Source organism: Amycolatopsis ponsaeliensis, from assembly GCF_030182635.1.
Taxonomy (GTDB): Bacteria; Actinomycetota; Actinomycetes; order Mycobacteriales; family Pseudonocardiaceae; genus Amycolatopsis; species Amycolatopsis ponsaeliensis.
Map to the genome: position 1 here is coordinate 179,204 of NZ_JAPZLD010000003.1, position 20,948 is coordinate 200,151.

At 70.5% G+C, this 20,948-nt stretch carries 21 protein-coding genes; 11 read left to right on the forward strand and 10 right to left on the reverse strand.

Annotated elements, in window-relative coordinates; all coding sequences use genetic code 11:
* Positions 1-12: 12 nt before the first annotated feature.
* The 3 genes from QQ657_RS06105 to edd all read right to left on the reverse strand — a co-directional run bounded on the left by QQ657_RS06105 (position 13) and on the right by edd (position 4,685).
* Positions 13-1,980: a PEP/pyruvate-binding domain-containing protein gene (locus QQ657_RS06105; RefSeq protein ID WP_284741068.1), complete on the reverse strand. Its 1,968-nt coding sequence runs from the start codon at positions 1,978-1,980 to the stop codon at positions 13-15.
* Between the two features lie 213 nt (positions 1,981-2,193).
* A complete protein-coding gene (gene eda / locus QQ657_RS06110) occupies positions 2,194-2,799 on the reverse strand; it encodes a bifunctional 4-hydroxy-2-oxoglutarate aldolase/2-dehydro-3-deoxy-phosphogluconate aldolase (RefSeq protein ID WP_284741069.1) in 606 nt (201 codons plus the stop codon).
* On the reverse strand, positions 2,796-4,685 hold the full coding sequence (edd, locus tag QQ657_RS06115; protein WP_284741070.1) for a phosphogluconate dehydratase: 1,890 nt from the start codon (positions 4,683-4,685) through the stop codon (positions 2,796-2,798). Before edd ends, eda begins: the two co-directional genes overlap by 4 nt.
* A gap of 252 nt (positions 4,686-4,937) precedes the next feature.
* On the opposite strand from edd, the gene QQ657_RS06120 reads away from it, so the two are divergent.
* Genes QQ657_RS06120 through QQ657_RS06150 form a run of 7 tightly spaced genes read left to right on the forward strand, consistent with a single transcriptional unit; the run spans position 4,938 to position 10,870 of the window.
* The gene (locus QQ657_RS06120; RefSeq protein WP_284741071.1) at positions 4,938-5,225 is read left to right on the forward strand and encodes an Rv0250c family protein; all 288 of its coding nucleotides are present in this window, start codon (positions 4,938-4,940) and stop codon (positions 5,223-5,225) included.
* Entirely contained in the window at positions 5,222-6,046 is an 825-nt protein-coding gene (sdhC, locus tag QQ657_RS06125) for a succinate dehydrogenase subunit SdhC (RefSeq protein ID WP_284741072.1), read from the forward strand. Before QQ657_RS06120 ends, sdhC begins: the two co-directional genes overlap by 4 nt.
* Positions 6,047-6,094: 48 nt before the next feature.
* The gene (locus QQ657_RS06130; RefSeq protein WP_284741073.1) at positions 6,095-8,011 is read left to right on the forward strand and encodes a fumarate reductase/succinate dehydrogenase flavoprotein subunit; all 1,917 of its coding nucleotides are present in this window, start codon (positions 6,095-6,097) and stop codon (positions 8,009-8,011) included.
* Positions 8,008-8,760 (forward strand): succinate dehydrogenase/fumarate reductase iron-sulfur subunit, encoded by a 753-nt coding sequence (locus tag QQ657_RS06135; RefSeq protein WP_284741074.1) that lies wholly within the window; start codon positions 8,008-8,010, stop codon positions 8,758-8,760. The genes QQ657_RS06130 and QQ657_RS06135 overlap by 4 nt, the downstream gene beginning before the upstream one ends.
* Positions 8,757-9,206: a hypothetical protein gene (locus tag QQ657_RS06140; RefSeq protein ID WP_284741075.1), complete on the forward strand. Its 450-nt coding sequence runs from the start codon at positions 8,757-8,759 to the stop codon at positions 9,204-9,206. Before QQ657_RS06135 ends, QQ657_RS06140 begins: the two co-directional genes overlap by 4 nt.
* A 12-nt stretch (positions 9,207-9,218) precedes the next feature.
* Positions 9,219-9,749, forward strand: coding sequence for a GNAT family N-acetyltransferase (locus QQ657_RS06145; RefSeq protein ID WP_284741076.1), 531 nt, complete (start codon positions 9,219-9,221; stop codon positions 9,747-9,749).
* On the forward strand, positions 9,746-10,870 hold the full coding sequence (locus QQ657_RS06150; RefSeq protein WP_284741077.1) for an amidohydrolase family protein: 1,125 nt from the start codon (positions 9,746-9,748) through the stop codon (positions 10,868-10,870). The genes QQ657_RS06145 and QQ657_RS06150 overlap by 4 nt, the downstream gene beginning before the upstream one ends.
* Here the strand turns inward: QQ657_RS06150 and QQ657_RS06155 are convergent.
* Positions 10,857-11,708, reverse strand: a complete 852-nt coding sequence (locus QQ657_RS06155) for a helix-turn-helix domain-containing protein (RefSeq protein WP_284741078.1) — start codon at positions 11,706-11,708, stop codon at positions 10,857-10,859. The genes QQ657_RS06150 and QQ657_RS06155 overlap by 14 nt on opposite strands.
* Positions 11,709-11,879: 171 nt before the next feature.
* Between QQ657_RS06155 and QQ657_RS06160 the strand changes: the two genes are divergently transcribed.
* Positions 11,880-12,824 (forward strand): DUF4037 domain-containing protein, encoded by a 945-nt coding sequence (locus tag QQ657_RS06160; RefSeq protein WP_284741079.1) that lies wholly within the window; start codon positions 11,880-11,882, stop codon positions 12,822-12,824.
* Positions 12,817-13,491, forward strand: coding sequence for a YoaK family protein (locus QQ657_RS06165; RefSeq protein WP_284741080.1), 675 nt, complete (start codon positions 12,817-12,819; stop codon positions 13,489-13,491). Before QQ657_RS06160 ends, QQ657_RS06165 begins: the two co-directional genes overlap by 8 nt.
* Here the strand turns inward: QQ657_RS06165 and QQ657_RS06170 are convergent.
* The 5 genes from QQ657_RS06170 to QQ657_RS06190 all read right to left on the reverse strand — a co-directional run bounded on the left by QQ657_RS06170 (position 13,488) and on the right by QQ657_RS06190 (position 17,646).
* Positions 13,488-14,225, reverse strand: a complete 738-nt coding sequence (locus QQ657_RS06170) for an SDR family NAD(P)-dependent oxidoreductase (protein ID WP_284741081.1) — start codon at positions 14,223-14,225, stop codon at positions 13,488-13,490. The genes QQ657_RS06165 and QQ657_RS06170 overlap by 4 nt on opposite strands.
* A 116-nt stretch (positions 14,226-14,341) precedes the next feature.
* Positions 14,342-15,247, reverse strand: a complete 906-nt coding sequence (locus tag QQ657_RS06175) for an amino acid ABC transporter permease (RefSeq protein ID WP_284741082.1) — start codon at positions 15,245-15,247, stop codon at positions 14,342-14,344.
* Positions 15,244-15,930 (reverse strand): amino acid ABC transporter permease, encoded by a 687-nt coding sequence (locus QQ657_RS06180; RefSeq protein ID WP_284741083.1) that lies wholly within the window; start codon positions 15,928-15,930, stop codon positions 15,244-15,246. Before QQ657_RS06180 ends, QQ657_RS06175 begins: the two co-directional genes overlap by 4 nt.
* Positions 15,931-16,006: 76 nt before the next feature.
* A complete protein-coding gene (locus QQ657_RS06185; protein ID WP_284741084.1) occupies positions 16,007-16,864 on the reverse strand; it encodes a glutamate ABC transporter substrate-binding protein in 858 nt (285 codons plus the stop codon).
* 53 nt (positions 16,865-16,917) lie between these two features.
* Positions 16,918-17,646 carry an amino acid ABC transporter ATP-binding protein gene (locus tag QQ657_RS06190; protein ID WP_284741287.1) on the reverse strand — a complete coding sequence of 243 codons (729 nt, stop codon included), beginning with the start codon at positions 17,644-17,646 and terminating at the stop codon, positions 16,918-16,920.
* A 285-nt stretch (positions 17,647-17,931) separates the two neighbouring features.
* Between QQ657_RS06190 and QQ657_RS06195 the strand changes: the two genes are divergently transcribed.
* Complete coding sequence (locus QQ657_RS06195; protein ID WP_284741288.1) at positions 17,932-18,606, forward strand: response regulator transcription factor; 675 nt, start codon at positions 17,932-17,934, stop codon at positions 18,604-18,606.
* 4 nt (positions 18,607-18,610) lie between these two features.
* A complete protein-coding gene (locus QQ657_RS06200) occupies positions 18,611-20,008 on the forward strand; it encodes a sensor histidine kinase (RefSeq protein WP_284741085.1) in 1,398 nt (465 codons plus the stop codon).
* On the opposite strand, the gene QQ657_RS06205 is transcribed toward QQ657_RS06200, so the two are convergent.
* Positions 20,005-20,931 (reverse strand): TAXI family TRAP transporter solute-binding subunit, encoded by a 927-nt coding sequence (locus QQ657_RS06205; protein WP_284741086.1) that lies wholly within the window; start codon positions 20,929-20,931, stop codon positions 20,005-20,007. The genes QQ657_RS06200 and QQ657_RS06205 overlap by 4 nt on opposite strands.
* Positions 20,932-20,948 lie beyond the last annotated feature (17 nt).

Consider the following 20,948-nt stretch of genomic DNA (forward strand, 5'->3'; position numbering starts at 1 on the left):
TCTCCCGGAAACTCAAACAGAATACGGACGCAGCTGCACGAGGTGGAGGTGGTCGCCGTCGGCGAGCCACTCGACGTCCACCGGTGAGCCGAACGTGTAGTCGGGCGAGAAGTGCCCCTGCAGCAGGCGGCCGGCGATCGCGAGCCGCTGCAGCTGCGCATGGGCGGCTTCGTCGAGGTCCGCCGCCGCGTCGCCGAGCGACACCGTGCGGCCGCCGCCCTCGACCGTCGAGTACAGGTACTGCATGGGCAACGCGGAGCCGTCGACGACGTCGGTCACGTGAGGCGACACGTTGACGTACACCGTGCGGAAGTCCGCGCGGTTCATCGGGTTCGTCGTCACCAGCACACCGCCGAAGTCCGCCGCGACCTGCTCCTGGATCACCACGCCCATGTAGCACTCGTCGAGCGAGATCCCGGCCTGCCGCCGCAGCCGGACGCTGCGCACCGACACCAGCGACGCCCAGACTTCCTTGACACTGGCGAAGATCCGCTCGGCCGTGGTGACGTGGTTGAGCGACTCGTAGATCCCGGCCGCCGAGAACCCGGCCAGGTCTTCGGCGTTCGACGAGCTGCGCACGACGAAGGTCTGCACGCCGGCCAGCTGCGACACCAGCGCGGAGTCGATCTCCCCGGCCAGCGCACCCGGCATCCGGGCCGAGCGGATCAGGCTCTGCAGCTCGACGCACAGCGGCTCGATCTCCCGCGCGTCCAGCTCCAGGGCCATCTTCAGCTTGCCGATGGCCTGCTGGATCCGTGGCGAGGACTCCAGGAACCGCCGCTGCAGCGAGAACGGCAGCGCGATGCCGCGAGGTACGCGGACGTGGTCGTCGAGCAGCCGGCGTGCGGCAGCATGAAGGTCAGCGTCGGCGGGGACGTCCAGCAGCCGGGCCAGGTACGGCAGCAGGTTCTCCCGCGGCGGCCGCGGTACCTGGTAGAAGCCGAGCAGGCGTTGCGACCCGTGCGCCAGCACGTGGTGCAGCTCGCCGAGGTTGGCCGCCTTGGTGCCGTAGCGGTACCGGTCGGCCGCGCGCAGCCGCGCCAGGTTCACGATCGGGCTGCGCTCGGACTCCGGTTCCTCCAGCGTGACGCGCTGGGCGTACCAGCTCGGCGGCGCCGCCGAAGCCGGCTCGTCGATCTCCCGCAGCGTGAGCGCCTGGGTATCCACCGTGTACTCGACCCACTTGCCGTCGAGCCCGCGGCGCTCGATGTCGGCCAGCGCGCCGAGCTGGACAGCGTTCGGGATCTGCCAGCCGGTGGCCAGCACATTGGTGTGCGACAACGGTGTCGTGTGCCGGGCGTTGACGATGCCCGACAGTCGCGGGATGTCGTCGGGCACGCGGTCCATCACGATGATGTCCGACCAGTCCAGCGTGGCGGCGCGGTACTCGGCCTCGGTGCGGAACGCGCGCAGCCGGCCGGTGGCCGTGCCGGGGTTCAGCGCGACGAACGGCGCCGTCGAGAACAGCTCGTGCGCGAACACGCGGGGCAGCTCGCCCGGCGGGATCTCCCGGACGATCCGCTCCTGCAGCTGGTTGGCCGGCTTGAACAGCAGCGGCAGCGCCGGGTCGACGTACCGCGCGACGAAGGCGTGGAACTCGCGGATCAGCTCGGCCGGCATGGTGTCGACCTCGACCGTCTCCAGCGAGAGCATCTGCGGGTGCCGGGCCAGGATGCCGAGCAGGAACCGGCGGTCCGGCCCGTGGTAGAAGTCCTGGTTGTAGGAGTCGATCTCGGCGCGCACCCGTTCTTCGGGGACACCGAGGATCTCTTCCCCGATATAGATCGCGTGAAAGGAATGGCGGGCGTCGTTCAGGAAGTGGATGACCGCGTTTTCGCGGTCCACCACGACCTTGACGAAGGAATAGCCGCCGAGGGTGCCGCCCAGCTGGTGGAGGGCGGACAGGGAAAGCCGTTCGCCGATGAGTGCGGCGACATTCCGGGGGGCAGGGCTGGGGGCGACCACGCTGGTCAGGGACACCGGTTCTCCTCGCTCGAAACAGCGAGGAGGAACGATAACAGGGGGTGAATCACGGACCGTCAGGCAAATGGACCGATCACTGGCACAAACGGGCGAACGCATGACCGCCGCCACACCCGTTAGGAGCACCGTTCCACCGCGTGGGAACGGTGCTCCCGGAATCCGGACGCCGATTCCGCCGTTCGGGTCCGTAATTCCACGGGGTGATCTCGGCTACAGCTTCGCGGCTTCCGCGGCCAGCTTCTCGATCGTCGCGACGTCGAGCGAGGCCGTCAGCCACGAGCCGCCGATGCAGCCGACGTTCGGCAGCGCCAGGTACGAAGGCGCCGACGCCACGGTGATCCCGCCCGTCGGGCAGAACTTCAAGCCGGGCAACGGGCCCGCGATCGACTTCAGGTACGCGACCCCGCCGGACGCCTCCGCCGGGAAGAACTTCAACGCCGTCAGCCCGCGTTCGGCCAGCTTCATCGCCTCGGACACGGTGCTCGCGCCGGGCAGGAACGGCAGCCCGGTGTCGAAGCACGCGTCGACGACCGCGTCGGTGCAGCCGGGCGTCACGAGGAACTTCGCGCCCGCGTCGGCCGCCTGCTTCGCCTGGTCCGGCGAAGTGACCGTGCCGGCGCCGATGACGATGTCCGGCACCTCGGCCGCGACGCGCTCGATCGCCGACAGCGCCGCCGGGGTGCGCAGGGTCAGCTCGATGACCCCGATCCCGCCGGCGAGCAGGGCCCGGGCCGTGGGCACGGCGTCGGCGGCGTCGTCGATCACCACGACGGGCATCACGGGGGACAGCTCGAGCAGGTCCTGACCGGTGGTCACTGACCGACCTCCTGGGTTGCGAAAGCGGGCGTTCCGAAGTGCTCCGGAGTCAAGCCGCCGAAGACTGAAGCGCCCTGGTCGGCGGGGCCGACGGCACGGCGCAACGCGGCGAACAGCTCTCGGCCGGTGCCGGTCCAGGATGCTTCGGACGGCGGCGAGTCCACAAGTTCACGGAGGGCGAGTTCTTCGTCACCGACCAGCACATCGAGGCTGCCCGTGGCCGCGTCGAGCCGGATGACGTCGCCGTCCGCGACGCGGGCGAGCGGGCCGCCCGCCGCGGCTTCCGGCGTCACCTGGATGGCGGCCGGGATCTTGCCCGACGCGCCCGACATCCGGCCGTCGGTGAGCAGCGCCACGGCGTGCCCGCGGTCCATCAGCACGCCCAGCGCCGGGGTGAGCCCGTGCAGCTCCGGCATGCCGTTGGCCCGCGGGCCCTGCTGCCGGATCACCACGACGACGTCGCGGTCCAGCTCGCCCGCCTCGAACGCGGCGGTGAACTCCTCCTGCGTCGTGAACACCCGCGCCGGCGCCTGGACGACCCGGTGCTCGGGCGCCACCGCGGACACCTTGACCACCGCGCGGCCGAGGTTGCCCTCGACCATCCGCAGCCCGCCGTCCGCGGCGAACGGGCGCCACGCCGGGCGCAGCACCTCCTCGTCGAGGCTGCGGGTCGGCACGTCGCGCCAGACCAGCTCGCCGTCGGACAGGATCGGCTCGGCCCGGTAGCGGTGCAGCCCGAAGCCGGCCACGGTGTGGACGTCCTCGTGCAGCAGGCCGGCGTCGAGCAGCGTGCCGACCAGGAACTGGATGCCGCCGGCGGCGTGGAAGTGGTTGATGTCGGCGCTGCCGTTCGGGTAGACCCGCGCCAGCAGCGGCACGACGGCCGAGAGGTCGGAGAAGTCGTCCCAGGTCAGCTGGATGCCCGCGGCCGCGGCGATCGCGACGAGGTGCATCGTGTGGTTGGTCGAGCCGCCGGTGGCGAGCAGAGCGACGACGCCGTTGACGAACGCCTTCTCGTCGAGGATCCGCGAGACCGGCGCGTACTCCTCGCCGCGCGAGATCGCGACGGCCCGCCGCCCGGCCTCTTCGGTCAGCGCGCGCCGCAAGGACGACCCGGGCTGGACGAAGCTGGCGCCGGGCAGCTGCAGGCCCATCACCTCGACGACCATCTGGTTGGAGTTGGCCGTGCCGTAGAAGGTGCAGGTGCCGGCCGAGTGGTACGACGCCGCTTCGGCGTCCAGGAGGTCTTCGCGAGTCGCGAGACCCTCGGCGTACAGCTGGCGGACGCGCGCTTTCTCCTTGTTCGGCAGCCCGGAGTTCATCGGCCCGGCGGGCACCAGAATCGCCGGCAGGTGCCCGAAGGACAGCGCGCCGATCAGCAGGCCGGGCACGATCTTGTCGCAGACGCCCAGCAGCAGCGACGCGTCGAACATGTCGTGGGACAGCGCGATCGCCGTCGACATCGCGATGACCTCGCGGCTGAACAGGGACAGCTCCATGCCCGCGCGGCCCTGGGTGATGCCGTCGCACATGGCCGGGACGCCGCCGGCGAACTGGGCGACACCCCCGGCGGAGCGCACCGACTTCTTCAGCCAGGCCGGGTACTCCTGCATCGGCTGGTGCGCCGAAAGCAGGTCGTTGTAGGAGGAAACGATCGCGACGCCGGGAGCGCGCGCGGCCCGCAGCGCCTCCTTGTCGGCGCCGTCCATGGCGGCGAAACCGTGGGCGAGGTTGCTGCACGCGAGGCCGCGGCGGACCGGGCCTTCTTCGTGGGCGGCGGCCATGCGGCCGAGGTACGCGGTGCGCGTCGCGGCACTGCGCTCGGCGATGCGCTCGGTGACGTCGGCGACGACTCGGTGCAGCGGCGTGGTGGCGGTGGGGCTCATGTCCGGCTCCGGATCACTGGTGTGTGGTGGTCCGCGGGACGGCAGCGCTGACGCCTCTGGGTCGTGACACTGGCCACAGTACCTCGGGAAAACGCCGAATCAAAATCGATTCAGAAGATCGACCCGCGTGACCCCGATCACCCCCAGAACCGTTAGTGTGCTAGTTGTCACACTGCACGACGCACGGTAAAGCCGTGGGGCGAATGATCGTCCGCCCGGCTTCCGCCGGCCCCACCACACCCGGGAGGAATGATGTCCACCTCCGAGATCGCCGAGCTGCGGCGAACCATCGGCCAGCTCAGGCAGTGCGTCGGCGCACTGCGCTCTCGTTACGGCGACGCTTCGGCGGTCCGCCGGCTCGCCAACGACGTGGAGCGCCTCGACATCGACACCGCGGACCTCGACGGCACGCCCCTCGCGGTGCCGGCCCAGGCGAAGGCCGCGGAGCGCGTCCAAGTACCCGACACCCCCTACGATCCGGCGCTCTGGCACGGCGCCGATGACGAAGGCGTCGGCGGCTACAAGCGCGACCAGCGGTGAGCGCTCCCGCTGACAACGGCGTCGGCACCGGTGTCCGGGCCCCCAAGCGGGCCCGGATCGCCGAGCGCACCCTTCGCACGGACCGGTGGTGGCTCCAGCCGCTGCTGACCGTGCTCGGGCTGTCCGCGTTCATCATCTACGCGACGGTCCGGTCTTTCGTGCGCACCGCGTACTGGGTGCCCGACTACCACTACCTGACGCCGTTCTACTCACCCTGCCTGTCCACGTCCTGCGTCGAGGGCTCGAGCCACTTCGGACACTGGTTCGGCGACCTGCCCGGGTTCATCCCGCTCGGGTTCGTCGTGCTGCCGTTCCTGCTCGGGTTCCGCCTGACGTGCTACTACTACCGCAAGGCCTACTACCGGGCCGTCTGGTTCTCCCCGCCCGCCTGCGCGGTCGCGGAACCGCACGCGAAGTACACCGGCGAGACGCGGCTGCCGCTCATCATCCAGAACGTCCACCGCTACTTCTTCTACGTCGCCCTGGTCGTTTCGCTCATCAACACCTACGACGCGATCACGGCGTTCCACGGGAAGACCGGTGGTTTCGGGTTCGGGCTGGGCAACGTCGTCCTGCTCGCCAACGTGATCCTGCTGTGGGCGTACACGCTTTCCTGCCACTCGTGCCGGCACGTGACCGGCGGCAGGCTGAAGCACTTCTCCAAGCATCCGGTGCGCTACTGGATCTGGACGAAGGTCTCGAAACTCAACACCCGCCACATGGCGCTGGCCTGGACGACGCTCGGCACGCTGGTGCTGACCGACTTCTACGTCATGCTCGTCGCCAGCGGCGCGATTTCGGACCTGAGGTTCGTGAACTAGTCTCCGCACCCGACAACGACGTCCCCAGTTCCGAGGTGGAATTTCTTTATGACCGAGGTCGAACGCCACAGCTACGACGTGGTGGTGATCGGTGCCGGTGGTGCCGGTCTGCGCGCCGTGATCGAAGCTCGCGAGCGCGGTTTCCGCGTGGCCGTCGTGTGCAAGTCCCTGTTCGGCAAGGCGCACACGGTGATGGCCGAGGGCGGGTGCGCGGCGTCGATGGGCAACGCGAACTCGAACGACAACTGGCAGGTCCACTTCCGCGACACCATGCGCGGCGGGAAGTTCCTCAACAACTGGCGGATGGCCGAGCTGCACGCCAGGGAGGCGCCCGACCGCGTCTGGGAGCTGGAGACCTACGGCGCGCTGTTCGACCGCACCGCCGACGGCCGGATCAGCCAGCGCAACTTCGGCGGGCACACCTACCCGCGGCTGGCGCACGTCGGTGACCGCACCGGTCTCGAGCTCATCCGCACGATGCAGCAGAAGATCGTTTCGCTGCAGCAGGAGGACTTCGCCGAGACCGGGGACTACGAGGCGAAGATCAAGGTCTTCGCCGAGTGCACGGTCACCGAGCTGCTCACCGCCGACGGCGCCATCGCCGGCGCGTTCGGCTACTGGCGCGAGAGCGGCCGGTTCATCCTCTTCGACGCGCCGGCGGTCGTGCTCGCGACCGGCGGCATCGGCAAGTCGTTCAAGGTGACGTCGAACTCGTGGGAGTACACCGGCGACGGGCATGCGCTGGCCCTGCGGGCGGGCGCGAAGCTGATCAACATGGAGTTCGTCCAGTTCCACCCGACCGGGATGGTCTGGCCGCCGAGCGTCAAGGGCATCCTCGTCACCGAGGGCGTGCGCGGTGACGGCGGCGTGCTCAAGAACTCCGATGGCAAGCGGTTCATGTTCGAGTACGTGCCCGAGGTGTTCAAGGGCCAGTACGCGGAAAGCGAAGAGGAAGCCGACCGCTGGTACTCCGATCAGGAGAACAACCGGCGGACGCCGGACCTGCTGCCCCGCGACGAGGTGGCCCGCGCGATCAACTCCGAGGTCAAGGAGGGGCGCGGTTCCCCGCACGGCGGTGTGTTCCTCGACATCGCCAGCCGGCTGCCGACCGAGGAGATCAAGAAGCGGCTGCCGTCGATGTACCACCAGTTCAAGGAGCTGGCGGACGTCGACATCACGGCGGAGCCGATGGAGGTCGGCCCGACCTGCCACTACGTCATGGGTGGCATCGAGGTCGACCCGGACACGGCCGCGGCGAGCGTGCCGGGCCTGTTCGCGGCCGGCGAGTGCTCGGGCGGCATGCACGGGTCCAACCGGCTCGGCGGCAACTCGCTGTCGGACCTGCTGGTGTTCGGCCGCCGCGCCGGGCTCGGCGCCGCCGAGTACGTCGACGGCCTGGCCGAGCGGCCCGCGGCCGCGCAGTCCGATGTGGACGCCGCGGCGAAGATGGCGCTCGCGCCGTTCGACCCGCCGGAGGGCGCGTCGGCGGAGAACCCGTACACCCTGCACACCGAGCTGCAGCAGTCGATGAACGACCTGGTCGGCATCATCCGCAAGGCCGGCGAGATCGAGCAGGCGCTGGAGAAGCTGGGCGAGCTGCGGCAGCGGATCCTGCGCGTCACGGTGGAAGGGCACCGGCAGTTCAACCCCGGCTGGCACCTCGCGATCGACCTGCGCAACATGCTGATGGTCAGCGAGTGCGTCGCGAAGGCCTCGTTGACGCGGACCGAGAGCCGGGGCGGGCACACGCGGGACGACTTCCCGGGCATGGACGCCGAGTGGCGGCACAAGCTGCTGGTGTGTTCGGCCTCGGAAGGGGACAACCCCGTCGTCCCGGACATCGGCGTCGTGGTCAAGGAGCAGGTGCCGCTGCGGCAGGACCTGCTGGAGCTGTTCGAGTTCGGCGAGCTCGGGAAGTACTACACCGACCCCGAGCTCGAAGCGCACCCCGGGAGCAAGGCATGAGTTACAAGGCGAGCTTCCGCGTCTGGCGCGGCGACGACACCGGCGGCGCACTGCAGGACTTCACGGTGGAGGTGAACGAGGGCGAGGTCGTCCTCGACATCATCCACCGCCTGCAGGCGACTCAGGCGTCGGACCTCGCCGTGCGGTGGAACTGCAAGGCGGGCAAGTGCGGCTCGTGTTCGGCGGAGATCAACGGCAAGCCGCGCCTGCTGTGCATGACGCGGATGTCGACGTTCACCGAGGAAGAGGTGATCACGGTGACGCCGATGCGGACGTTCCCGGTGATCCGCGACCTCGTCACCGACGTGTCCTTCAACTACACGAAGGCGCGCGAGATCCCGTCGTTCACCCCGCCCGCGGACCTGAAGCCCGGCGACTACCGGATGCAGCAGGTGGACGTCGAGCGGTCGCAGGAGTTCCGGAAGTGCATCGAGTGCTTCCTGTGCCAGAACACCTGCCACGTCGTGCGCGACCACGAGGAGAACAAGGAGTCCTTCGCCGGGCCGCGGTACCTGATGCGCATCGCCGAGCTGGAGATGCACCCGCTCGACGTCGCGGATCGCCGTGACGCGGCCCAGGAGGAGCACGGCCTCGGCTACTGCAACATCACCAAGTGCTGCAGCGAGGTCTGCCCGGAAGGCATCCACATCACCGACAACGCGCTGATCCCGATGAAGGAGCGCGTCGCGGACCGCAAGTACGACCCCATCGTGTGGCTGGGCAACAAGCTCTTCCGCCGGGACAAGTGACGCTCTTCCGTTCGACGCTCGCGAACCGCGTGCCGGCCGCCCTCGAGGCGGCGGTCGCCGGTTCGCGAGCGTCGTTACGGGGCTCGCTCGCCCGCGGAACGGCGGACGCCTACAGCGATATCGATGTCGAGTGGCTGGTGCCCGCGGCCGCGTTCCCGGACTGCCTCGACGTCGCGCCGCTGCTGTCGGCGGTCCAGCCGGTGGCCGAGGGGGAGTGGTCGCGTCCGGCCAGTGCCCTGGCCAACGCGCTCGGCGCGGTGAAGGCCGTCGCTCGTGGGCGGTCCGACGACGCTCGCGGCCTGCTCGACCGGGGCTTCGAGCGGATCGGCTCGGCCGAGCGGGCCACCGGTGAGTGGGCCGCGGACATCGCCCGGCTCGCCTCGGCGTGCTCACGGGCCGAGCCGGAGCTGGCCGGGTATGCGGCGGAGATCGCCGCACTCGCGTGACAGGGTGGGGCCATGGAGATCGAGTTGCTGCCGCCGTCCGCGGCCGACGACCTGCCCCTCGTCAGCCGGGTCACCGCGCTGGTCAACCACGTCTACGCCGAGTCCGAAAAGGGGCTGTGGCAGGGGAGTACCGACCGGACGTCCGTCGATGAAGTGGCCGGGTTCGTGCGCGCCGGGGAGATTGCCGTGGCGCGGGTCGAGGGTGACTTCGCCGGTTCCGTGCGCGTCCAGCGGCTCGATGAGGCGACCGGCGAGTTCGGCATGCTCGCCGCCGACCCCGCGCGGCGCGGGCTCGGCATCGGGCGGGACCTCGTGCGGTTCGCCGAGCAGGCGAGCCGGGACGCGGGCTGTCGCGAGATGCAGCTGGAACTGCTCGTGCCGCGCGAGTGGACGCATCCGGCGAAACAGTTCCTCGCCGAGTGGTACGACCGGCTCGGCTACCGCGTGACGCACCGCGCTGACCTCGCCGAGGACTACCCGCACCTCGCGCCGTCGCTGGCCACGCCGTGCGATTTCCTCGTCTATCGCAAGGAACTCGCGTGACGCTGCTCGCCGGGGCGTGCGTGTTCGACCCCGAGACCGGCGAGACGACGCGCGCGGACGTCCGGCTGGACGGCCCGCGGATCGCCGACGTTGGGCCGGGCCTCGACGGCGAGGACCGGGTCGACTGTTCCGGCGGGCTGCTGATCCCCGGCCTCATCGACTGCCACGTGCACGTCGCGTTCCGGCGGCCCGAGTCCCTGCCGCGCAGTGCCCGCATCCTCGAAGCCGTGCCGGTGCTGCGCCGGTTGCTGACGCGGGGGATCACCACCGTGCGGGACGCCTGGGGCGCCGACGCCGGCTTCCGGCACGCCCTGCGGGAAGGCTGGATCACCGGCCCGGACCTGCTCGTCAGCCTGCGTCAGCTGGGGCCGACCGGCGGGCTCGGCGACGTCTGGGACCCGGCCGCGGGCGCCGTCGACAACTACGGTGACCCGTCGCTGCCGGATCCGCTGTTCGACGGGCCGGACGCCGCTCGCGCCGCCGTCCGCCGGATGGTGCGCGCGGGCGCCGACTGGATCAAGGTCGGCGCGAGCGGGTCGATGCGGGCGGTCCGTGCGGGCGTGGACGTCCGACCGACCGACGACGAGCTCGCCGCCGTGGCCGACGAGGCCGCCCGCTGCGGCCGCGACGTCCTGGCCCACGCGCACACGTCGGCGGCGGTGGTGTCGGCGGCCCGTGCCGGGGTGCGCAGCATCGAGCACGGCACGTTCCTCGACGACGACGCCGTCGCGGCCCTGACGGACGCCTGGTACGTGCCGACGCTGTCGCCGATGAGCGACACCGAGTTCGCCGGCACGCACCGGCGTTCACTGCGCCTCGCGGTGGAGGCGGGCGTCCGGATCGCCGCGGGGTCCGACCTCGCCCCGCGTCCCCATGTCGACTTGACGACCGAGCTGCGCTTGCTGGCCGCGGTCCTCGGCGACGCGGCGGCTTTGAAGGCAGCCACGTCCGAGGCCGCCCGCTTGCTCCGGCTCGACGACGACCGTGGCCGCGTCGAGCCGGGCTTGCGCGCGGACCTGGTGCTGCTCGACGGCACGCACCTGGACGTGACGGACCTGCCGGGCCGCATCCGCGCCGTCTGGCACGACGGGGAACGGGTCGGCGGACTCAGTTCGCCATGAGATCGAACTCCTCGGCCAGCCGGACCAGGAACTCCCGGGACTCCCGTTCGGACAGAGCGGCTTGCTCCAGCCGGGTGCGGAGGACGTAGAAGGCTTCGACAGCCACGCGTTCGTCGATGAACAACCCGGTGGCGAAGGTCTCTTCGTAGGCCACCGGTGGGTGCTCGGCGAACTCGAGGATCGTGAACCGGCTGCCGATGAGGTGGAACGGCGGCGCGGACGCGGGCACGACCCGGATGGTGCAGTGCGGGAGGTTCGCGGCCAGCACCAGGTACTGCAGCTGCTCGTGCATCAGCGCCGGGTCGCGCAGGATCGATCGCAACGTGTGCTCGTAGACGAAGTAGAGGCACTGCGGTGGGTTCCGGCGTTGCAGCAGCTGCTGCCGATCGATCCTCGCCTGGACGAGCAGCTTCAGCCGGTCCGTGGTGTAGCGCCCGGACAGTTCGTAGATCGTGCGCACGTAGTCTTCGGTCTGGAGCATGCCGGGCAGGGCCATCGGGCTGTTCGAGATCACCGCCGTCGCCAGGTTTTCCTGGACGATGAGGGACTTCATCGGGTCGACGAGCGGGTCGAAGTACGGCCGCACCCAGTACAGCTCGCTCGGTGGCCGGGTCAGGTGCAGCAGCCGTTCTCGTTCCGCGGCCTCGGTTCCGCAGTGCGCGAGGTAGATCGCCGCGTCGATGGGCGAGATCCGCCTGCCGTTCTCCCACCCGGACACCTTCGACGCCGACCAGTGGGCGCGCCGGGCGACCTCGCGCAGCGACATCTGTCTCGCCTCGCGCTGGGCCTTCAGTTCGACGCCCATCTCCCGGGTGCGCACCGTGCTCTTTTCGGTCATGCCCGCACGTTAAAGGCAACCACCGACAAAATGTCTCGTGCCGCGCGGGGGTTCACCGGAACGGATGTTGCTGTTCTGCCTGTGCGACAACGGGTTTCGCGCGCGAAGCGCTGCGAAGCACCTTCGCATAATGAAGCGCGCTTCGCACCATTACTGAGCCACAATGCGTTCATGAAGTTCATTCCCGGAATCGAACTGAGCCGCCGGTTCTACGCCGAAGCGGTCGCTCCCGTCGTCGGCGGGCCGCACACCGCCGCGCTGGTCGGGCCCGGTTCGGAAGTCCTCGGCTTCGACACCGGCCGCTCCGCCGACCACGACTGGACCGCCCGCGTCTTCCTTTTCCTGCCCGAAGTCCGCGCCGTGGACGTGCCGGCCACCTTCGTCGGGCACCCGGTGAAGCTGGTCGTCGCGACACTCGACGGCTGGACGCGCGGCTTCCTCGGCTTCGACGCGCGGCACCCCGAACCGCGCGACTGGCTCGCCACCCCGACCCAGGTCTTCGCCGAGTTCACCGGCGGCGCCGTCTTCCACGACGACCTCGGGTTCGAACCGCTCAGGCAGCGCCTCGCCTGGTACCCGGACGACGTCTGGCGGTACGTCCTTGCCTGCCAGTGGCAGCGGATCGGCCAGGAGGAGGCCTTCGTCGGGCGGTGCGGGGAAGTCGGCGACGAGCTGGGGTCGGCCGTCGTCGCGGCGCGGCTCGTGCGGGACCTCATGCGCCTCTGCCTGCTCATGGCGCGCCGGTACCCGCCCTACAGCAAGTGGCTCGGCAGCGCGTTCGCGCGGCTGCCCGCGGCCGCGGCGCTGTCGCCGCACCTCACCGGCGCCCTCGCGGCGACGACCTGGCCGGAGCGCGAACGGCACCTCGTCGCGGCCTACGAGTATGTCGCCGGGCTGCACAACGCGCTCGGCCTCACCGGCCGGGTGGATCCGCGGGCCAGACCGTTCTTCGACCGGCCGTTCCTGGTCATCGACGCCGGCCGGTTCGTCACGCCGCTGCTGGCCGGAACGTCCGCGATGCACCCGATCGGGGCGATCGACCAGTTCGTGGACAGCACCGACGCGCTCGGGCACCGCGAGCTGACCCGCGCGGTGGTTGACTGCGCGCATGGCTGAACCGAAACCGCGGGACCTGGCCGTCCTGCTGCTGACGCTGACCGTCGTGACCGGGGTCGTCGACGCCGTCAGCTTCCTCGGGCTGGGCCGGGTGTTCGTGGCCAACATGACCGGCAACGTCGTCTTCCTCGGGTTCGCGGCGGCGGGGGAGGCGACGCTGTCGGTGCTCGCGTCGCTGACCGCGGTGCTGGCGTTCCTGGCGGGCGCGCTCGCCGGCGGGCGGCTGGCCCGCCGCGAGGACGACTACGACGCCCTCCGCCAGGCGACCGCGGCCCAGGCGTCGTTGATCGCGGTGGCGGTCGTGCTGTCCGCGACCCTCGGCAGCGGCACGCGCCTGGGCAGCGAGCTGCTGATCGTCGTGCTGGGCGTGGCGATGGGCCTGCAGAACGCGGCGGTCCGCCGGATCGGCGCGCCCGACCTGACGACGACCGTCCTGACGATGACGCTGACGGGCTTCGCGGCGGACTCGAAGGCGGCCGGCGGGCCGGGTTCGCACCCGCTGCGGAAGGTGGTCGCCGTGGCCGCGATGCTGGTGGGCGCCTTCGCGGGCGGCCTGCTCCAGCTGCACGTCGCGATGTGGGTGGCGCTCACGCTGGCCCTGGTGCTCGTCCTCGGTGTGCTGGTGGCGCTGCACCTGGGCCGGAACCGGCGGACGGTGGCCGGCTAGCCGAGCGCGCGGCCGCCGTCGACCAGGAGGCGCTGGCCGGTGATGAAGCCCGTGTCCTTCGAGGCGAAGAAGCTCACCGCCGCGGCGACGTCCTCCGGGGTGCCCAGCCGGCCCACCGGCACGCCCGCCAGGTAGGCCTCGCGCTCGGCCTCCGGGACGTCCGCGTGGCGCTCCACCGGGACGAAACCCGGGGCCACCGAGTTGACCGTGATGCCGTCCGGGGCCAGTTCGCGGGCCCACGCCCGGGCCAGGCCGACCTGGGCCGCCTTGGCCGTCGCGTACGCCGAACGGCCGGGTGGCGGGCGCTCGGCGACCTCCGAGTCGATGTGGATGATCCGGCCGTAGCCGCGGGCGCGCATGCCGGGGAGCACCGCGTGGCCGAGCAGCACCGGGGAACGGACGAAGAAGTCCAGGTGGCCCAGGTGCTCCGCCCAGTCCACTTCGGACAGGAAGACGTCCGGCTGCGGGCCCGTCGCGTTGAGCACCAGCACGGTGATCGGGCCCAGCAACGCCGTCACGGCGTCGACCAGCTCGCCGACCTGGTGCCGGTCGGTCACGTCGGCGGCGAAGGCGGCGGCCTTGCCGCCCTCGGCGAGGACCCCCTCCGCGGCGGTCTTGAGGTCGGGGTCGTCGTGCAGTGCGTTCACCGCCACCGCGAACCCGTCGCGGGCCAGCCGCCGGGCGATCGTCCGGCCCAGCCCTCGGGAACTTCCGGTCACCAGTGCGACACCCATGGTCTCGACGCTAGGGGAGACCCCCTGGTACGACAACCCCCGGCGAGCCCCGATCGGGGCAAAAGAAAAGCGGGTGAGCACGCCGCCGCGCACTCACCCGCTTCGGGAACCGAAGGTCAGACCGCACGCCCGGTGTTGAAGTCGGTCTTGTCCACGATCGACGAGGGCGCCTCGTCCAGCGGCTTCGCGCCGCGAGGAGCCTTCTTCCGGCGGGACAGCTTCCGCTCCAGGTACGAGGCGAGCCGCGTCAGGAGCAGGTTCAGCACGATGAAGATGATCGCGATGACGATCAGCGTCGGGATCGTGTTGTTGAAGTTGCCGGTGATCGGCCCGGAACCCCGGATGAGCTCGTCGTAGCCGATGGTCAGCTGACCGGCCAGGGCCGTGTCCTTCAGGATGACCACGAGCTGGCTCACCAGGGCCGGGAGCATGAGCGTGATGGCCTGCGGCAGCAGGATGTTGGTCATCAGCTGGGTCTTGCGCAGGCCGAGGGCCGAGGCGGCTTCGGTCTGTCCCTTCGGGAGCGAAAGGATGCCCGCCCGGAACACCTCGGCCAGCACCGAGCCGTTGTAGAGCACCAGGCCCGTCACGGCGGCGAAGAGCGGCCGGGTGTCCGCGTCGATGCCGGTGTAGTACGCGTAGAACGACGCGGCGAACACCATCAGCAGCAGCACCGGGATGGCCCGGAAGAACTCGACCACCGCGCCGACCGGGATCCGCACCCACTTGTGCGCGGACAGCCGGCCGATGCCCAGCAGCGCGCCGATCGGCAGGGCGATCACGATCGCCAACGCGGCGGCCTTGAGCGTGTTCAGCAGGCCCGGCAGCAGGAACTGGGTCCAGGTCGAGCCCTCGACGAACGGCTTCCAGAGCGCGCCGGCCCACTGGCCCTTCTCGTCGAAGCCGCGGTAGACGAACCACGCCACCAGGAGCAGCACCAGTACGAACAGCACCGTGTACAGCCAGTTGCGGGCGCGCGCCTTCGGGCCGGGGATGTCGTAGAGGACGGACTGCGTGCTCATCGCTTGACCTCGGCTTTCTTGGCGACCCAGCCGAGCAGCAGGCCGAGTGGCAGGACGATCGCGACGAACACCGCGGCGAAGACGAGGAAGACCAGGAACAGCGAGTCCGACTCGTTCTCGACCATCGTGGACATCAGGGCGGCGGCTTCGGCCACGCTGATCACCGAGGCGACCGTGGTGTTCTTCAGCAGCGCGATCAGGACGTTCGCCAGCGGCGCGATCACGGCGCGGAACGCCTGGGGCAGCACGATCATGCGCAGCACCTGCAAGAAGCTCAGGCCGAGCGCGCGTGCCGCCTCCGCTTGGCCGACGGGCACCGTGTTGATGCCGGAGCGCAGCGATTCGCAGACGAAGGTCGACGTGTAGACGATGAACCCGAGGATCGCCAGCCGGAACGCGTTGTCGTCCAGCGACGTCGGCGAGTCGGGGTTGGCCAGGTTGATGCCGAGGGTCGAGGAGAGCCCCAGTGACGTGAAGACGATGATCACGGTCAAGGGGGTGTTCCGGAAGATGTTGATGTAGACCGTCGCGAACCCGCGCATGATCGGCACCGGGCTGACGCGCATCCCGACGAGGACGGTGCCCCAGATGAGCGAGCCGATCGCGGAGAAGAACGTCAGCTGGATCGTCTTCCAGAACGCGCCGACGAGGTCGTAGTCAGGATTGCTGAGGAAATCGAACACGGGTTGTCCAACCTGGCCTCGGAACGGGAACGGTGCGCCGCTTGCACGGCGCACCGTTCGACTTCAGAACCGGATATCAGGGAGCGATCGCCGGCACGGCCGGGATCTTGTAGCCCGACGGGCCGACGTTGGTCTCCAGCGACTTCTGCCAGGAACCGTCCTGCTCCATGGCCTGGATGGCCTTGTTGACGGCGGCCTTGCCGTCCGCGTCGTCCTTCTTCAGGCCGACGCCGTAGTTCTCGTCGGAGAAGCCCTTGCCGACCAGCTTCAGCTTGCCGGGCTGCTGCGCGGCGTAGCCGGCGAGGATGACGTCGTCGGTGGTCATCGCGTCGACGGTGCCGTTCAGGAGCGCGGTCACGCAGTCGGTGTACTTGCCGACCTCCTGCAGCTGGACGTCCTTGGCGTACTTCGTCTTCACGTTCTGCGCCGGGGTCGAGCCCTTGACCGAGCAGAGCTTCTTGTTGCCGGTCAGCGACTCGGGACCGGTGATGTCGGTGTTGTCCGACCGCACGAGCAGGTCCTGGTGCGCGATGAAGTACGGGCCACCGAAGGAGACGTCGTTCTTGCGCTTGTCGGTGATCGAGTAGGTGGCGACGATGAAGTCGACCTCACCCTTCTTGATCAGGTCCTCGCGCTGCGCCGACTGCGCTTCCTTCCAGGTGATCCCCGACTCTTCGACGCCGAGCTGCTTCGCGATGTACTTCGCGACGTCGACGTCGAAGCCGGCGTAGGTGCCGTCCGGCTTCTTCAGGCCGAGGCCCGGCTGGTCGAACTTGATGCCGATGACCAGCTTCTTGTTGTCCTTGGCCCGCTGGACCAGGTTCTTGTCGCCGCTCGCGCCGCTGCCGCTGCCGGAGCCGCCGCCGCAGGCCGTCAGGGCCAGCCCGGCGGCCATCACGACCGCGCCGACCTGCAGAACTCGGTTCAACCGCATCGTCTCTCAGGTTCCTTCCGAATCTCGTCCGGCCTCGGGGCCGGGGAAAAGTGCTAGTGGGTGAGGATCTTGCCGAGGAAGTCCTTCGCGCGCTCGCTCTTCGGCGCGGTGAAGAACTCTTCGGGCGTCGTGTCTTCGACGATCTCGCCGTCGGCCATGAAGATCACCCGATCGGCTGCCCGGCGGGCGAAGCCCATCTCGTGCGTGACGACCAGCATCGTCATGCCGTCCTTGGCCAGGCCGGTCATGACGTCGAGGACCTCCTGGACCATCTCCGGGTCCAGCGCCGAGGTCGGCTCGTCGAACAGCATGACCTTGGGCCGCATCGCCAGCGCCCGCGCGATCGCGACGCGCTGCTGCTGGCCACCCGAAAGCTGCGCCGGGTACTTGTCGGCCTGGTTGGCGATGCCGACGCGCTCCAGCAGCTCCATCGCCGTCTTGCGCGCTTCGTCCTTCGAGGCCTTGCGGACCTTCGTCGGCGCCAGCATGACGTTCTCGACGATCGTCTTGTGCGCGAAGAGGTTGAACGACTGGAACACCATGCCGACGTCGGCGCGCAACGCCGCCAGTGCCTTGCCCTCCGCGGGCAGCGGGACGCCGTCGACGGCGATCTCGCCCGAGTTGATCGGCTCGAGCCGGTTGATCGCCCGGCACAGGGTCGACTTGCCCGACCCCGACGGGCCCAGCACCACCACGACCTGGCCGCGAGGTACCTCGAGCGTGATCTCCCTGAGCACGTGCAGGTCGCCGAAGTACTTGTTCACGGCGGACGCCTTGATCATCGGCGCCGCCACCTCCGCGGTCATCTGGCCTCCAGGGTCGTTCGAATGCGGCGTGGGTCACCCGCGATGGCGAGAACCTACCGTTGCTTTACCGGCTCGCAAGGCGGCTTGAGCAATACTTAGGGTTTCAACTGCGTATCGATGTCCATTTTGGGGTGATCAGGGGTACCGTAGCCCCCTGATCACCCAGCGTGACTGCCCGGGTGGCTCGTGCGCGCGGTGCCGCGAGGTCCTAGAGTTCGGCGCTACCGGCCGGTGGAGCAGGTCACCATGGGAGGCGGACGGGTGCGGGTGCTGCTGGTGGAGGACGACGACCGGGTCGCGGGTGCGCTCATCCCGGCGCTGGCCCGCCGCGGCCTGGCGATCGCCCGGCTCGCCACCGGCGCCGGTGTCCTCGAGCGCGTCCACGAGGTCGACGTCATCCTCCTCGACCTCGGTCTGCCGGACATCGACGGCGTGACGTTGTGCACCCAGATCCGGGCGATCAGCGACGTCGCGATCATCGTGGTGTCGGCCCGCGGCGAGGTCGACGACCGGATCCGGGGCCTGCGCGCGGGCGCCGACGACTACCTGGTCAAGCCCTACGACGTCGAGGAGCTGCTCGCCCGCGTCGAGGCGGTGCGCCGGCGGCGTCCGGAACACGCCGTCGCCGAGCCGGTCGTCATCACGGTCGGGGACGTCAGCGTCGACCTGGCCCGGCACGAGGTGCTGGTCGACGGGACCGCGATCGCGTTGTCCCGCAAGGAGTTCCAGGTGCTCGCCCTCGTGGCGGGCGCGCGCGGCGCGGTGTGCTCGCGCGAGCACGTGCTCACCGAGGTGTGGGGGCACCGGGGTCCCGCGGAGAGCCGGTCGCTCGACGTCCACGTCGCGACGCTGCGGACGAAGCTGGGCCGCCCGGCGCTGATCGAAACGGTGCGCGGGGTCGGCTACCGGCTCGGCGGCCAGACCGCCCGGAGCTGACGGCGTGCGCGTCCGGCTGCAGGGCATCGTGCTGACGCTGGTCGCGCTGCTGGTGTTCGGCCTGGGCATCCCGCTGGCCATCTCGATCGCCGCCGGCGCGCAGCAGGACCTGTTCCTCGACCGGCTGACCGACACCGCCCGGTTCGCGTCACTGGCGCAGCGCCCGCTGCTGGACAACAAGCCGTACCTGATCGAGCCCGACGTGCGCCGCTACACCGAGGTGTACGGCGTCCGGGTGGTGGTCGTCGACCAGGACGGCAAGCCGGTCGTCACCTCGCTCGGCCCGGCCGCCGCGCGGATCGACCTCCAGGACGAGCGGATCAGCGACCCCGTCCACGAGGCGCTGGCCGGCCGGCGGTCGCAGCCGGCCGGCGTGCTGATGCCGTGGGACTCGACGCCGCTGGTGCTCGCCGAGCCGGTGCTCGCCGACGGGGAGGTGCGCGGGGCGGTGCTCACCGTGTCCGCCACCGATTCCGAGCGCGCCGCCGTGCTGTGGTGGTGGCTGCTGCTGGCCGCGGGCGGGATCCTCGCCTTCGTGGTCGCGCTGGGCGTGGCGATCCCGGTGGTCCGGTGGATCCTCAAGCCGGTGAAGCGGCTCGACGACGCGACCGGCGCGCTGGTGGCCTCGGTGGTCAGCGGGCGCGAGGCCGAGCCGGTGGGGGAGGGCGGCGGCCCGCCGGAGCTGCGGCAGCTCGGCCGCTCCTTCGACCGGATGGCCGAGAGCGTGTCGGGCGCCCTGGCCGCGCAGCGCGCGTTCGTCGCGGACGCTTCGCACCAGCTGCGCAACCCGCTGACCGCGTTGAAGATCCGGCTCGGGAACCTCGACGGCCACGTCGACGACGAGCCGGCCGCCGCCGACCTCGAAGCCGCGCGCGTCGACGCCGGGCGGCTGCACCAGATCCTGGACGGCCTGCTCTCGATGGCCCGCGCCGAGGCGTCCGGCGGGGAGCTGGACCCGGTGGTGCTGGACGAGGTCGTCGCCGAGCGGGTCGCCGACTGGTCGGTGGTCGGCGAGGCCCGGGACGTGCGGCTGGTCGTCGTCGCGGCGGGCGACGGCGCCCGGGTCCGCGTGCCGCCGCGTGGCGCCGAGACGATCCTGGACGCGCTGCTCGACAACGCGCTGAAGTTCACCGCGGCGGGCACCGAGATCCGGGTCGCGGTCGAGCGCGACGGCGACCGGGTCCGCCTGTCGGTGCGCGACCACGGGCCGGGGCTGCCGCCCGAAGAGCTCGACCGCGCGCTGGACCGGTTCTGGCGCAGCCCGGCGCACCAGAACGTGCCGGGGTCGGGGCTGGGCCTGGCGATCGTCAGCGAGCTGACCGCGCACTCCGACGGCGAGCTGGCGCTGGACCTGCCCGAAGGCGGCGGCCTGCGGATCGCGATGACGTTCCCGGCGGCCTAGGTCTTCTTCGCGCGGTAGTAGCGCAGCGCGCCGGGGTGCAGGGGGATCGGCTGGGTCTCGATGCCCGGGTGGACGTCGATCGACAGCGCCGCCGGGTTGGCCATCGCGAGCTGCTGGCGGGCGTCGAACAGGCCGCGGACCAGCGCCTCGGCGACGTCGTCGCTCATCGACTTCGGGACGACGAGGAAGTTCGGCACCAGCAGCGTCGTCACCGGGCCCTGCTGGTTGTAGGTGGTCGCGGGGATGGACGCGGTGCCGTAGACCTGGTTGACCTCCTGCATCTTCGGCATCACGTCGGCGATGTCGAGCAGGCGCAGGGACTGCTTGTCGTTGTACTTGACCAGGCTGGGCGTCGGCAGGCCGCCGGACCAGAAGAACGCGTCGATGTCGCCGCCGAGCAGCGCGTTGATCGAGTCGTCGAGCCCGCGGGCGCTGGTGGTCACCGACCCGGTGAGCCCGGTCGCCTCCAGCAGCCGGGTGGCGATGTACTCGACGCCCGAGGACGGCGAGCCGATCGCGATCTTCCGGCCTCGCAGCTGCTCGACGGTCCGGATGTCGGAGTCGGTGCGCACGACGATGTGCAGGTAGTCGTCGTGGATCCGGGCGAGGGTGGCCAGCCGCGGGTCCTGCTTGTACCGGTCGGCGGCGACGTCCGCGGCGACGAACGCGACGTCGGCTTTCCCGGCGAGCACCTTGTCGAGGTTGTCGGGTGAGCCCTGGGTCTGCAGCACGGCGGGCCGCTCGATGTCGAGGCCCGAGGCCCACGCCGTGGCGAGGGTCTGGGCGAGCTTGTCGTAGACCCCGCCCGGGTTGCCCGCGGCGATCCGCAGCTTGAGGTCTCCGAAGCCGGCGCTGCAGGAGGCCACCACCAGCAGCAGGGCGGCCGCCATCGCGAGCGCTCGCCCCCGCCGCGTCCTGGCCACCGCCCGATCGTGCCAGA